The sequence below is a fragment of the Pedobacter sp. KBW01 genome (genome assembly GCF_003852395.1).
GTDB lineage: Bacteria > Bacteroidota > Bacteroidia > Sphingobacteriales > Sphingobacteriaceae > Pedobacter.
In genome coordinates, this window is record NZ_QAJQ01000009.1 from 213026 (window position 1) to 226439 (window position 13414).

12 protein-coding genes and 1 tRNA gene are annotated in these 13414 nt (G+C 39.1%); 9 read left to right on the forward strand and 4 right to left on the reverse strand.

Features of this window, described 5'->3' with window-relative positions; translation table 11 throughout:
- Positions 1 to 181 precede the first annotated feature (181 nt).
- Positions 182 to 1033, forward strand: coding sequence for an energy transducer TonB (locus tag DBR40_RS10680; protein ID WP_124559734.1), 852 nt, complete (start codon positions 182 to 184; stop codon positions 1031 to 1033).
- Between the two features lie 17 nt (positions 1034 to 1050).
- Complete coding sequence (locus DBR40_RS10685) at positions 1051 to 1401, forward strand: hypothetical protein (protein WP_124559735.1); 351 nt, start codon at positions 1051 to 1053, stop codon at positions 1399 to 1401.
- Positions 1402 to 2006: 605 nt separating this feature from the next.
- Here DBR40_RS10685 and purL read toward each other — a convergent pair.
- Positions 2007 to 5705 carry a phosphoribosylformylglycinamidine synthase gene (gene purL, locus DBR40_RS10690; protein ID WP_255420098.1) on the reverse strand — a complete coding sequence of 1233 codons (3699 nt, stop codon included), beginning with the start codon at positions 5703 to 5705 and terminating at the stop codon, positions 2007 to 2009.
- 243 nt (positions 5706 to 5948) lie between these two features.
- Here purL and DBR40_RS10695 point away from each other — a divergent pair, with 243 nt between their 5' ends.
- From DBR40_RS10695 to DBR40_RS10705, 3 genes are read left to right on the forward strand one after another with little or no spacing between them, the layout of a single operon-like run.
- A complete protein-coding gene (locus DBR40_RS10695) occupies positions 5949 to 6329 on the forward strand; it encodes a VOC family protein (protein WP_124559737.1) in 381 nt (126 codons plus the stop codon).
- A 25-nt stretch (positions 6330 to 6354) separates the two neighbouring features.
- Positions 6355 to 6861: a hypothetical protein gene (locus tag DBR40_RS10700; protein ID WP_124559738.1), complete on the forward strand. Its 507-nt coding sequence runs from the start codon at positions 6355 to 6357 to the stop codon at positions 6859 to 6861.
- A 57-nt stretch (positions 6862 to 6918) separates the two neighbouring features.
- On the forward strand, positions 6919 to 7569 hold the full coding sequence (locus DBR40_RS10705; RefSeq protein ID WP_233603853.1) for a tRNA1(Val) (adenine(37)-N6)-methyltransferase: 651 nt from the start codon (positions 6919 to 6921) through the stop codon (positions 7567 to 7569).
- Between the two features lie 4 nt (positions 7570 to 7573).
- On the opposite strand, the gene DBR40_RS10710 is transcribed toward DBR40_RS10705, so the two are convergent.
- Positions 7574 to 8344 (reverse strand): hypothetical protein, encoded by a 771-nt coding sequence (locus tag DBR40_RS10710; RefSeq protein ID WP_124559740.1) that lies wholly within the window; start codon positions 8342 to 8344, stop codon positions 7574 to 7576.
- A 204-nt stretch (positions 8345 to 8548) separates the two neighbouring features.
- A complete protein-coding gene (locus tag DBR40_RS10715) occupies positions 8549 to 9649 on the reverse strand; it encodes a carboxypeptidase-like regulatory domain-containing protein (RefSeq protein ID WP_124559741.1) in 1101 nt (366 codons plus the stop codon).
- Between the two features lie 264 nt (positions 9650 to 9913).
- Between DBR40_RS10715 and DBR40_RS10720 the strand changes: the two genes are divergently transcribed.
- On the forward strand, positions 9914 to 10405 hold the full coding sequence (locus DBR40_RS10720) for a metallophosphoesterase family protein (protein ID WP_124559742.1): 492 nt from the start codon (positions 9914 to 9916) through the stop codon (positions 10403 to 10405).
- Between the two features lie 19 nt (positions 10406 to 10424).
- Positions 10425 to 11504, forward strand: coding sequence for a class 1 fructose-bisphosphatase (gene fbp / locus DBR40_RS10725; protein ID WP_124559743.1), 1080 nt, complete (start codon positions 10425 to 10427; stop codon positions 11502 to 11504).
- Here the strand turns inward: fbp and rnhA are convergent.
- The gene (rnhA, locus tag DBR40_RS10730; protein ID WP_124559744.1) at positions 11501 to 11968 is read right to left on the reverse strand and encodes a ribonuclease HI; all 468 of its coding nucleotides are present in this window, start codon (positions 11966 to 11968) and stop codon (positions 11501 to 11503) included. The two genes, fbp and rnhA, sit on opposite strands and share 4 nt — an antisense overlap.
- Positions 11969 to 12145: 177 nt before the next feature.
- Here rnhA and DBR40_RS10735 point away from each other — a divergent pair.
- Together DBR40_RS10735 and DBR40_RS10740 are read left to right on the forward strand one after the other, a co-directional pair.
- Positions 12146 to 12219, forward strand: a tRNA-His gene (locus tag DBR40_RS10735).
- Positions 12220 to 12313: 94 nt separating this feature from the next.
- On the forward strand, positions 12314 to 13414 hold a 1101-nt coding region (locus DBR40_RS10740; RefSeq protein ID WP_148090176.1), incomplete at its 3' end, for a phage integrase SAM-like domain-containing protein.

Genomic DNA, 13414 nt, shown 5'->3' on the forward strand with positions numbered 1-13414 from the left:
AAAATAGTATATTTTATTAATTTTCGTAAAATAATCGGATAAATTATATCAATTTTATTGAAAATGAAATAAAAAAATGTTTTTCAGGTGAGAAATTTCATTTTTTGTAAAGAAAACAGATTTTTTGAATGTTTTATGGAATCGGTGATTTTGGTGCATCATGCTATAAAACTTAAAAACTATGTTCAACTCTTCTATTAACGTATACAAAACCGAGTGGCTCGATCTTGTATTTGCAGACCGCAACAAAAATTATGGCGCTTATGATTTAAGAGCTAAATCTTCGTCGATTATGACCAGGGCTCTTTTCGTAGCCGGAAGCTTGTTTTTACTGTTGTGCTTTTCTCCTTTAATTTATGCCAAATTGTTTCCGAAGGATATTATTACTGATGGGGTGGGGAAAGTTATTCATATAACTCCGCCAGATCGCATTCATCAAATGAAAAAGGATGAGCCAAAGCCAGAAAAGAAACCTGAACCTGCAAAGGCCGATCCGGTTAAGGTTAAAACAGTTGCTTTGCCAAATAATATTGTTGTGGTAAATAAAGTAGATCTTCCCGATCCGCCAACGGTTGCAGAGATAGAAAAGGCAGTGATTAGCGATAAAACACAGGATGGTATTGTAAGCCCCGGGGCAGTTATTACCGACAATAAAGGTAATGGTGACGGGACAGGAACCGCTAAAGATGGTACTGGTACGGAATCAAATGAAGTTGTTGGTTTGAGTGGTGTAGATGAATATCCTGAATTTACGGGCGGAGCCAAAGCGTGGTCTAAATATATGGAACGTAATTTAAGGTATCCATCAAGAGCGCAGGATGAAAGTATAGGTGGAAAGGTTTTTGTAAGTTTTGTGGTAGAGAAAGATGGTTCGATTACAGATGTATCAGTAATTAAAGGAATTGGTTTTGGTTGCGATGAAGAAGCAATGAAAGTAATTAAAAAATCGCCGCTTTGGAAACCAGGCCGTAATAAAGGTGTGCCTGTAAGGGTAAGGTACAACATGGCCATCAATTTCCAGATTTCTAATTAAAATTTACCAGTGGAACGATGAAAAAGCACCTTTTAATATGGATGATTCTTTGCCTGATTTCGGGGCATTTGAGTGCCAAAGCGGTGCTGGTTGCGGATAGTGTTAAAGTACAAAGCATTAAACGGGCCAACGCCGATATCAAAAAAGGCAAGCTTAAATTCCTGATCCAGGGTGGTATTGCGCCAACGCGTGTTAAAGGGCAGGAAATATTTAAGCATAAATATGGCCTTGAGTATTATGATTTGGGTTGTGTTGGACCTTCGGATATTACCATTAACGATTATAATAAGGTAATAGCTGCTTTCATGGATCGTAAATTCGGAAAGGGCTGGAGAAAAGAGGTGAGGAAGGATGTTAGAGGGATTTGAGTTATTAAGCTTGAGATGTGAGACCTGCGATATTAGATGTGAGATTTGAGAAAGAGGAGATGTGATAAAATTTCTGTTAACGCGCTTGTTTTTGGAAAAATGTGAGGTTGGGTAAATTGAAGCGGTTTGGGCGGTGCTCAGGCCGTTTTTTTTGTCTATCGGGTCGTCACCTGATTTCGTAGTCTGCGTCTCCACAAACCACAAGTAATCACTCATGGTTAGTTTTGGCTATGGCCGGTGAGGGTACAGGCCATAGAGTAAGATACGTCATCTCGAGCGAAGTGCAACGCAGCCGAGAGATCTACCTTGTTAGATTTCTCCATTCCACTGCGTTTCAGTCGAAATGACGGTTCTTATTTAGAGTCTGTAAATGGTAGCGGAGTGCAACGGAGTCAAGAAATCTACAATAGATTTCTCCATTTCGCTGCGCTTCAGTCGAAATGACGGCACGACAAATACTCCGCTCGAGATGACGAATATGTTTAAACAAAAATGGATGATGGTTTTTGCGCCATCATCCATTTTACATTAATTATTATGAGTTGTCAACTTTCTGGCCATTGTGCCATTAAAGTTGACAACTCTGGGCATACCATTTAAATTGATTACCCGTGGTTTTCGATCCACTTGCGGGCGTTTATAAAAGCTTCCATCCATGGCGAAACTTCGTCTTTTCTGCCTGCAGGGTAATTCGCCCAGTGCCATTGGAACAATGAACGTTCAATGTGCGGCATCATTACCAGGTGACGGCCAGTTTCATCGCACAACATTGCGGTGTTGTAATCCGATCCGTTCGGACTGGCCGGATAGGTTTCGTAAGCGTATTTGGCTACAATTTTGTATTGATCTTCTGCGTATGGTAAAGAGAATCTTCCTTCGCCATGCGATACCCAAACACCTAAAGTGCTGCCTGCAAGGCTTGATAACATTACCGAATTGTTTTCCTGTAAGGTTAGCGAAGTGAAAATACTTTCGTGTTTACCACTTTTGTTATGCAACATTTTAGGTTTATCGGCGTGGTCTTTATTAATTAAGCCGAGCTCAACAAATAACTGACAGCCGTTGCAAATACCTACCGATAATGTATCAGGACGGGCAAAGAATTTTTCTAAAGCAATTCTCGCTTTATCGTTATATAAAAATGCACCAGCCCAACCTTTTGCCGATCCTAAAACATCTGAGTTTGAGAAACCACCTACAGCACCTATAAACTGAATATCTTCTAAAGTTTCTCTACCTGTAATTAAATCGGTCATGTGTACATCTTTCACATCAAAACCAGCTAAGTACATGGCGTTTGCCAGTTCGCGTTCAGAGTTACTTCCTTTTTCGCGGATAATGGCGGCTTTTGGCCTTGGTTTGGTTTCGTCGATTGCTGGTTTCTTACCATCAAAAGTAAGCGGGAAACTGTAATTTAAAACGTGGTTTTTATAATTATCGTAACGTTCTTTAGCTAAACCAGCACCAGTTTGTCTGCTATCTAACAGGTACGAAGTTTTGAACCATACATCACGCAGGTGATCGATATCAAAACTAAAGCTATCGGCAGCATTTTTAACTTCCAGCGTAGCTGAACTACTTACTGTACCAATTTTATGGAAAGCAACACCGTTTTCAGTTAATGTGGCTTCTGCAGCAGCATCAGCTTGGAAAACTACAGCAATGTTTTCGGCAAAAAGCAATTTAATGCTATCCTGCTGTGCTAAAGCCGATAAATCAATCTGAGCACCTAATCCGCGGTCGGCAAAACACATTTCCAATAGGGTAGTAATTAAACCACCGCTACCAATATCGTGTCCGGCCTGGATTTGGCCCGCTTTAATTAATTGTTGTAAGGTGTTAAATGCATTTTTTAACTGAACTGCATCTTTAACATCAGGTGTTTCTGTACCTACTTTATTTAAAATCTGTGCGAAAGATGAACCGCCCAGTTTGTAACTATCGTTTGAAAGGTTGATGTAATAAATAGCACCGCCATCTTTTTGCAATACCGGTTCAACTACTTTGGTAATATCATCGCAGTTGGCACCTGCAGAAATAATCACTGTTCCGGGCGCAATAACATCGCCATTGGCATATTTCTGTTTCATTGATAAGGAATCTTTTCCGGTTGGGATGTTGATACCTAAATTGATTGCAAAATCAGAACAAGCTTTAACAGCTGAATATAACCTGGCGTCTTCGCCTTCATTTTTACAGGCCCACATCCAATTGGCAGAAAGCGAAACGCTTTTTAAACCATCTTTTAAAGGTGCCCAGACAATGTTCGAAAGCGATTCGGCAATGGCATTGCGGCTACCTGCAGCAGGATCAATCAAGGCCGAAACTGGTGCGTGACCAACTGAAGTGGCAATACCTTCTTTACCCTGAAAATCTAAAGCCATTACACCACAGTTGTTTAATGGCAGTTGCAACGGGCCAGCACATTGTTGTTTGGCTACTCGGCCACCCACACATCTATCAACCTTGTTGGTTAACCAATCTTTAGCTGCAACGGCTTCTAATTGAAGTACTTGCTCTAAATAAGTAGTTAATTGGGTAGCATCATAGTTAAGCGCACTATATTTGCGATCAACGGTGCTATCTTCCATTACAATTTTAGGCGAACTGCCAAACATGGCCGCCAACTCTAAATCCATTGGTTTTAAACCGGTAGTTGCCGATTTAAAGGTAAAACGGTGATCGCCGGTAACTTTACCTACAGTATACATTGGTGAACGTTCGCGGTCGGCAATTTTTTGCAGAGTTTCGATATGTTCGTTACCAATTACCAATCCCATTCTTTCCTGCGATTCGTTACCGATAATTTCTTTTGCTGAAAGGGTAGGATCGCCTACCGGAAGTTTATCGAGGTTAATTAAACCACCGGTTTCTTCAACCAGTTCTGATAAACAGTTTAAGTGACCACCAGCACCGTGATCGTGGATGGAGATAATCGGATTATGATCACTTTCTACCAAACCACGTACAGCGTTTGCAGCACGTTTTTGCATTTCGGGGTTTGATCTCTGGATGGCATTCAATTCTATACCACTTCCATGCTGACCAGTATCAGCGGATGAAACTGCTGCACCACCCATTCCGATTCTATAATTTTCGCCACCCAGGATTACGATATTATCGCCTTCCTGTGGCTTAAGTTTTTGTGCCTGACTTGCTTTACCATAGCCAATACCACCGGCAAGCATAATTACCTTATCAAAACCCAGGGTACGGTTATCTTCTTCGTGTTCGAAAGTTAAAACTGAACCTGTAATTAGTGGCTGCCCGAATTTATTTCCAAAATCGGTAGCACCATTGGATGCTTTGATCAGGATATCCATTGGGGTTTGGTATAGCCATTGTCTTTCTTCAACACCTTGTTCCCAGGGGCGGTTATCTTCTAAACGTGAAAGAGCCGTCATGTAAACTGCTGTTCCGGCTAAAGGTAAAGAACCTTGTCCACCAGCTAAACGGTCTCTGATTTCGCCACCTGAACCGGTTGCTGCGCCGTTAAATGGCTCGACCGTGGTTGGGAAATTATGTGTTTCTGCTTTTAAAGAGATTACTGAATCGAAATCGCTCAAAGCATAAAAATCAGGCTGATCGGCACGTTTAGGTGCAAATTGCTGAACTTTAGGGCCTTTAATAAAAGCAACGTTATCTTTGTAGGCCGAAACAATATCGTTAGGGTTTTCTTCTGAAGTTTTGCGAATGAGCTTAAATAAAGAGGTAGGTTGCTCTACGCCATCAATAACGAATTTTCCGTTAAAGATTTTGTGACGGCAGTGCTCAGAATTCACCTGCGAGAAACCAAAGACTTCAGAATCGGTTAATGGTCTTTCTAATTTTTGCGCTAAAGCGTTTAGATATTCAACTTCTTCATCGCTTAAAGAAAGTCCTTCTTGTTTATTGTAAGCTGCAATATCAGTAATTTCTAAAATCGGCTCAGGCTTAATGTTAATGGTATAAACTTCCTGATCAATCTTATCATATTTTTGAGAAAGCATCGGGTCGTAATCAGCAAACGCTTCGTCAACCTGCTTAAATTCTTCGATCCTGATGATACCCTGCATGTCCATATTCTGGGTAATTTCTACTGCATTGGTACTCCATGGAGTAATCATAGCTGCCCGTGGTCCTACGAAAAAGCCTGTTAAAGCTGTTTCCTGTGAGATTTTGGCGCCGCCAAATAACCATTCGAGTTTAGTAATATCAGTTGTAGAAAGCGCTTTGTCTGTTTGTAAAACAAAAACCGCCTGCGATTGACTAAGGAAGAAATGAATCATGCTTTTTTTTTGAAGTCGCAAATTTAGCGTTTTTATATCGAAAAACTGGTGTAATATGGTGATTGAATGATAGAATTTTGAAGATAAAATGATTAAAGATGAATTATTGAAGGAGAGAATTATGGAATTATCGAATGAAGGAATTTTGAATGAGTGAATTATTGAGTGATGGAGTTTGGGTGGGTGGTACCTTAATGAAAAGATTTTGATTAACTGATGGGTATATTTTGCAACTTTGCTGGTAATTCAATCATACACTCATTTACTTAATCATTATTTATGCTACGTATCCATCATATTGCCATTATTTGTGCTGATTACGAAAAATCGAAAAATTTTTACGTGAATAAGCTGGGATTTACCGTGCTGGCAGAAGTTTACAGGGCAGAACGCAAATCGTATAAGCTGGATCTGGCAGTGAATGGTGTTTATCAGATTGAGCTTTTTTCGTTCGAAAATCCACCCGCACGACCGTCGCGTCCGGAGGCACAGGGTTTGCGGCATCTGGCTTTTGAAGTTGAAGATATTGAAAAGGAGATTTCGCGGTTAAATGAACATGGTATTGTAACAGAGCCCATTCGCATTGATGAATTTACGGATAAACGTTTCACTTTTTTTGCCGATCCGGATGGTTTGCCTTTAGAATTGTATGAACGATAAATCTTTTTAAAATAAAACACTCCAAATGAAAAAAACGCTCTTGATTTGTGTACTAATTTATTCTTATATCAATACACAAGCGCAATCTCAAATTAAATACACTGCTAAAGTTGAAACCGGATATCATTTTATTTTTGCAAGGTTACTAAAGCATATGCCTGAAGATGGTGTGTCCTATCATCGGCCGCATGGGTTATCTGATGGAATAGATTTAAGTTTTGTTAATGGCATAAGTTTCAGAAATAACCTTAGGTTAGGTTTGGGTGTTTCGTATTTAGATTATAAGCAAATGGATGGTTATGCTATTTTTGGTGATCTCGAATATTTAACAGGAAAAAGGAAAGTTTCGCCCGTATTCAATATGAAAATTGGTAAAAGCTATGTTAATGATATCAGCGATAATACTTTTGTAGATTTTACAGGAGGGGTTGAATATAAAGTTGGGAAGAAACTGAGTTTGCAGTATAAAGTGGGGTTAAGATTCGTGCATCATTCAGCTTTTCTCCCTGTTAGGATTGGAGCAAGACTTTAGTTAAAGATGAGTATTTTTAAGTTCAAGCAATTTGAAGTCGATCAGACAGGTTGCGCGATGAAAATTAACACCGATGGGGTATTGCTTGGTGCAATGGTAGGCCATCAATCGCCCATGCGTATTTTGGATATTGGAACCGGCACAGGGGTAATTGCCCTGATGCTGGCACAGCGTTTTCCTGAGGCTTTTATACAAGCGGTAGAGATTGATGAAAAAGCTGCCGAAACTGCGGGGAGGAATTTTGGGGCTTCAGTTTTTAATGAACGGTTAAAAGTGCAGCATGTTGCTATTGAGGATTTTAATAGTGATGAAAAGTTTGATCTGATTGTTTCCAATCCACCTTTTTTTGTGAATGATTTAAAAAATCAAGAAGCAAGAAAAGGTATAGCCAGGCATGCTGGTGAGCAGTTTTTTTACGATTTAATAATTAAAGTAAATGAATTGTTAAGTGCTACTGGTATCTTTTGGTTTGTACTGCCTGTAAAACAAGCTGAACAATTAATAAGCAGTGGTATTCAATACGGTTTGTACTTGAACCAACAAATCGATTTACATTCTGATGAAACCAAACCTGCGTTTAGAAACATTGTTGGTTTAAGCAGGAGTAAAGTAGCTTTGGAGAGGGTGCGATTTAATATTTATCAGGCAGAAAAGGTTTATACACAGACTTATCAAAACTTATTGAAGCCTTATTTTTTAGGCTATTAGATATTTAATAGGAAATTTCTGCACTTATGGTTAGGTCTGTGAAATCTGGGGAGAGATTATCTAATGGTTCCCATTTATCAAAAAAGGTTAGACCATAAACATTAAGTTTTGGTCCTTCATTAGTAGATATTCCAATAAATGGACGATAACTTGTGATGTTGAAGGCTATCGATTCGTCGTTATAAGTTGTTTTGCTCATGTTTTCATCATTTCTGATCCATTCTACTGCGACAAAAAAATCGCCTTTGGGCACCATAATTTTGTACTGTTTTAGGTTAACAGTGATGTTGCGATTATTGAAATTTTTTACTTCAATAATTTCATTGCACAAATCCTCTTTGGGCAATCCGGTATGGGTATCGGCAGAATAGATTCTGAGTTTAAATGAACATTGTTGCATGGATAAATAAGAGTGGCTTCGACTATCCGGGTATCTGGGGTTTTCTAATACCCATTTGTCGTTTAAAAATACCAGCTGACCTAATGTAATTGAATTGAGCATTCCTTCTGCTATGGTATTAAGCTTTTGGGCTACTTGTAAAAATGCAAAAGGTTGAAGCTGGTAAGACAATCCTAAGTAATGGTTAGATTCATTACGCTCGAAAATATTAAGCGTGACAGATTTACTGCCGGGTTTTTGCTGTATTTTTTTTGCTGTTGAGTTGTTTTTCGGACTCAGTAAAATTAACTTTTCATTGTTTAGATTCTTTAGGCAGATTTTTTTTTGTGAAATAGTTCTGTTTTGTAATATATAACGTGTCTTGAATAAAGTCATTTTTTACGATCAGGTTAAGTGTTCCGTCTTTATCTGCTAAATAGGTCGTTCTTTCGAACGGATTAGAGATTAATGCGTTGGCTATTGGTTTCGCGTTCAGGCTATCAATTATAGTAAAAGAGAATCTTTCAACGTGAGTAGTGTCATTTAACTGCGCATTTGCCTTTATGGCCAAAAGAAGTAAGATGAGTGTAGTGCTTAATTTCATTTTTCGAAATAACTAACGGTAGCGGATAATGCTAATTCCATTTCGTACTGGTTATTTTTTGCCAATGGTAAAGACTCCCATTGATCGCTAATAAGTCTCCATTTTGTAGCTACTTTATCTTTTTTAGCTGCGTAAATTGAAAGCAGAGGCTCATAATTCGTTTTATAAACAGGCATAATGGTAGTTCTATCTTGGTTTTTGTTTAATTGGGCAGGTTTGTTAACGAGCTCATGGCTTAATGCAATATTTTCGTTAAAAGGAATATAGAGCCACTCTACCATTACATAAAATTTTTGATGTGGAATGAAAATTTGTTTGGTGGTGAGCCCAACTTCAATCAAAGTTGCGTTATTGGTTAATTTAACCTCAATTTTATCTTTATACAGAAGCTTGCCAGGTTTTCCTGTCAGGGTATCTACTTCCAGCAAATAAAGGTTAAAACGGGCATTAGAGCTCTTAGTGATGATTTTTTCGTTGTTGAAATTTGAACTTGCCGTAGCTATTTGCTGTTGCCCAACCATTACCGGATTATAATTTCCACCACGCATTACACGGGTGAATGTATTATTTATAGGGCCCTTGTAATAGTCCTTGTATACAAATCTCCCTAGAGTTATTTTCTCAATTTTTGCATGAGCTATCTCCGAGGTGAAAAGTTTTGCTATTGGAAAAGGTGAGATATAAGGTGATATTTGCTTCCTGATTTGGGGATTGTAGTTAGCTTGAGCGTATTCAAAGTAATTAATTATAACGCTTTTTTTCTTTCCACCAGCAATATTTACATCCTTTAGCGATAGTATGTTTTCTGGTAAGATGACTTTGCTGTTTTGTCTAAAATCTGTGGTGGCTATTTTCTTACTCTCGTATCCAACACTACTAAATAATAGTGTATCGCTTAAGCCTCTTGATGATGTGATGTTAAACTGACCATTTTGGTTACTCGCGCTTTCTGTGTTTTCTGCCATTAGTTTAATCGTAACCAATGGTATAGGTCGTTTTTTGTCGTCGGTTATTGTGCCTCTGTAAATAACTTGAGCGAACAGGCTCTGAGTGGTTAGCGTAATAATAAATAGTAATGAGAGGCGAAGTAATTTCATAGATTTAATACTAAAGTAGTGGTTTTATGGTAAAAGATATTATAGTTTATAAGCTTTGGCTGGAATAAATAAAAATAAATATCTTTTTTGCTTACCCATTACTAAGAATATGTCAATATAGTACAATTACCGCGACCTTTATTTGTAAGATATAGCAGTCTTTTTATTTCGGCTTTTAGGTTTAACTTTGAAAGCTATTGCTGGAGATTTCGTGCTTTATAGCTGTTATGTCTTGTAAATTAAGGACACAATTAAGTTTACATAATGAAAAAAATAGGGTTAATTTCAGATACACATGGTTTTTTAGATGATGCGGTTTTTAGGCACTTTGAAAGTGTAGATGAGATTTGGCATGCCGGCGATTTTGGTCCGGATGTAGCTGCGCCTTTGGCCGCTTTTAAACCTTTACGCGGTGTATTCGGAAATATAGATGATGCGGCGATTAGAAATGAATTCCCTGAGAAAAATCGATTTAGCTGCGAAAGGGTAGATGTGTGGATGACACATATTGGCGGATATCCGGGTAGATATTCATCTTTAGTTAAGCCTGAAATATACACTAACCCTCCAAAATTATTTATCACAGGGCACTCGCATATTTTGAAAGTGATGTTCGATGAAAAGCTAAAATGTTTGCATATAAACCCCGGAGCAGCGGGAAAACACGGTTGGCACAAAGTGAGAACCCTGATTCGCTTTTGCATTACTGACGAAAATATTCATACCTTAGAGGTCATAGAGTTATCGGGTAGATAATGTAAAATATACACTAAGTATGGTTTGTGGCGTTAAAACACTAGGACAATTTATTATAGAGAAACAGGCAGATTTCCCCTATGCCAAAGGTGAACTTTCGAGGCTGCTACGGGATATTGGTATTGCTGCAAAAATCGTTAACCGCGAAATTAACAAGGCGGGTTTGGTTGATATCCTTGGCGATATGGGCACAACCAATATTCAGGGCGAAGAGCAAAAGAAACTGGATGTTTATGCTGACGAACAGTTTATTGCGGCTTTAACCAGTGGTGGCGAATGTTGTATTGTAGCTACTGAGGAGGAGGATGAAATTATCCATATTGACTCTCCGGTTTCGCAAAATGCAAAATACATCGTGTGTATTGATCCGCTGGATGGCTCGTCTAATACTGATGTGAATGTTGCCGTAGGTACTATTTTTTCGATTTACAGGAGAAAATCGGTAGAGGGCAGGGCCAGCTTAGCTGATGTACTGCAAAAAGGTACCGAGCAGGTTGCTGCGGGTTATGTTATTTATGGTTCATCGACCATGCTCGTGTACACTACGGGTAAGGGAGTTAATGGTTTTACGCTCGATCCATCAATCGGTGAGTTCTGTCTTTCGCATCCTCAAATGAAAATACCCGAAACAGGTTACATGTATTCCGTAAACGAAGGTAACTACGTACATTTTCCGGATGGGGTTAAAAAATACATCAAATATTGCCAGGTGGAAGATGAGGCTACCAAACGCCCTTATACCTCGCGCTATATTGGTTCGATGGTGGGCGATATTCACCGTAACTTGATTAAGGGCGGTATTTATATCTATCCTACCACTGCGCGCTCGCCTAAGGGGAAACTGCGTTTGCTTTATGAGTGCAACCCTATGGCTTTCATTATTGAGCAGGCAGGAGGGAAGGCCAGCACTGGTTTCGACCGGATATTGGATATTCAGCCAACTGAACTGCACCAACGGGTACCTGTATTTATCGGATCGAAAAATATGGTTGACAAGGCGGAAGAAATGATGCTTTTATATACTGCCAAATCAATTTCACTTGAGGCAAAGGTAGAAAACACCTTACAGGATCTGGGCGTGGTAGGTGGAATTGATTAGCTACCCTTAGCTCTTTCTACTTCAAATACGGTATCGATGGCAAGATTTTGCTTGTCTTGTGAAGCAAAAACCGCTAAACGGTCGCAACGCTCATTCTCCGGGTGGTCGTTGTGACCTTTAATCCACACGAATTTCACTTTATGAAGTTTATAAAGTTCGAGAAAGCGAATCCATAGGTCTTTGTTTTTCTTGTCTTTAAAATTTTTAGTTACCCAGCCAAATACCCATTTTTTTTCTACCGCATCTACCACATATTTAGAATCGGAGAAAACCGTAACCTGCTGGTTTAAGCTTTTAAGCGCTTCCAGACCTTTAATTACGGCAAGGAGCTCCATTCGGTTATTGGTAGTCATCCTGAAACCACCGCTTAACTCTTTGTAATGTTGCCCGGCCCTTAAAATAGTACCCCAACCGCCTGGTCCGGGGTTTCCGCTTGCTGCTCCGTCTGTGTAAATTTCGATCATAAACGCCGTAAAGTTATGTTTTTAGCACCAAAATAGCTTGTCTTATCTGTTGCTGAAATTTTTTTTCAAATTCAAATAATTGAATGTTAAGGAATTAAAAATTTGTTGTGAAAACTTTAGTAAAAATATTTGCAGGGAATGTTAAAAGTCGTACTTTTGTGACATCAAAAAAAAACGGTGGCTGTAGCTCAGTTGGTTAGAGTATTGGTTTGTGGTGCCGAGGGTCGTGGGTTCGAGCCCCATCAGCCACCCAGAAGTTTTAAAGCAGTCCTTGAGGCTGCTTTTTTTATGCCTCAGAAAAACGGGGACACATTAGGGACACAGTTTTTAAAAGCGATTAAGCGCATGAGGGCACCTTCAGATCCAAAGATTGATAAGAGCAATGAAGAGAAGTGGTTCATTCATTGGAACCACGACGTGCCGCACATTCTTTGGGACCGCTATCCAAGAAAGCGAATCCGGATAAAGGTGTACGAAAATTTAAACCGGTACAAAGGAAAGGAAAGGGAAGAATATGCGCAGCACCTGGTGGCCAAATATAAATTACTCTTAAATAACCTAAACTATAATCCTTTCGAGGAAGAGCTCGCTCTTGTAAGCAATGTTGTTATAAATGAAACGGTCACTATTGAGGAAAAGATCCTAAAAAAAGAAAAGCAGATATCCGAAAATCAAAAATCCAATACCAATATAGTCACAGCACTTGCAGATTATCTGCAGAGTAGGATTGACAGGACGGATAATACCAACTCGCATTCGACACACCGGGGCGTTATAAAATGGTTTACCAGATACCTAACGGATAAAGATTTACTCGAGCTCAGCGTATCGGATATAACAAGACAGCAGATTGCCGATGCCTTGCTTTACGCTAAGAAGAATAATTCCTGGAACCCTACCACTTACAATAGCAACATCGACCTGATCATGACTGCTTTCAATTGGTTTGAGATGGAAGAATATATTTTAAAGAATCCAGCCAAAGGAAAAATCCAAAAAGTTAAAGCCACAGTCGGTAAGCATACCTGGTATAAAAGGGATATTGCTGAAAAAATTAAGATGTTTATGGTAAACCATGAACAGCGAATGGTCTATAACGCTTGTGCATTTACCTATCACCTATGTGTGAGAAGCCAGCAGGAACTATTAAAACTTAAAGTTGAGGATATAGATTTTAAATTAAAACGAATCCGTTTTAGAAAAGAGGTTTCTAAAAATGGTATGGAGGCATACCGGGACTTTTCTCCAGAGTTCGAGCAGATTGCTCTGTCGATGAAACTCCATAAAAAACCGCAGCACTTTTATATTTTCGGATCAGGTGGGGAGCCATCAGAGAAAATGGCCGGCAAGAATTCATTGTCGATGCCCTACAAAAGAGTTAAAGATAACCCTAAAGTAAAGCTGAACGATGATTACACGATTTATGTGGGGATTTCGGCAATAGTA

Coding starts and splice junctions, on each gene's coding strand:
- DBR40_RS10685 (WP_124559735.1), top strand. CDS start 1,051: ATGAAAAAGCACCTTTTAATATGGATGATTCTTTGCCTGATTTCGGGG.
- DBR40_RS10700 (WP_124559738.1), top strand. CDS start 6,355: ATGAAAAAAACGCTCTTGATTTGTGTACTAATTTATTCTTATATCAAT.
- DBR40_RS10695 (WP_124559737.1), top strand. CDS start 5,949: ATGCTACGTATCCATCATATTGCCATTATTTGTGCTGATTACGAAAAA.
- DBR40_RS10705 (WP_233603853.1), top strand. CDS start 6,919: ATGAAAATTAACACCGATGGGGTATTGCTTGGTGCAATGGTAGGCCAT.
- DBR40_RS10715 (WP_124559741.1), bottom strand. CDS start 9,649: ATGAAATTACTTCGCCTCTCATTACTATTTATTATTACGCTAACCACT.
- rnhA (WP_124559744.1), bottom strand. CDS start 11,968: ATGATCGAAATTTACACAGACGGAGCAGCAAGCGGAAACCCCGGACCA.
- DBR40_RS10710 (WP_124559740.1), bottom strand. CDS start 8,344: ATGACTTTATTCAAGACACGTTATATATTACAAAACAGAACTATTTCA.
- fbp (WP_124559743.1), top strand. CDS start 10,425: ATGGTTTGTGGCGTTAAAACACTAGGACAATTTATTATAGAGAAACAG.
- DBR40_RS10680 (WP_124559734.1), top strand. CDS start 182: ATGTTCAACTCTTCTATTAACGTATACAAAACCGAGTGGCTCGATCTT.
- DBR40_RS10720 (WP_124559742.1), top strand. CDS start 9,914: ATGAAAAAAATAGGGTTAATTTCAGATACACATGGTTTTTTAGATGAT.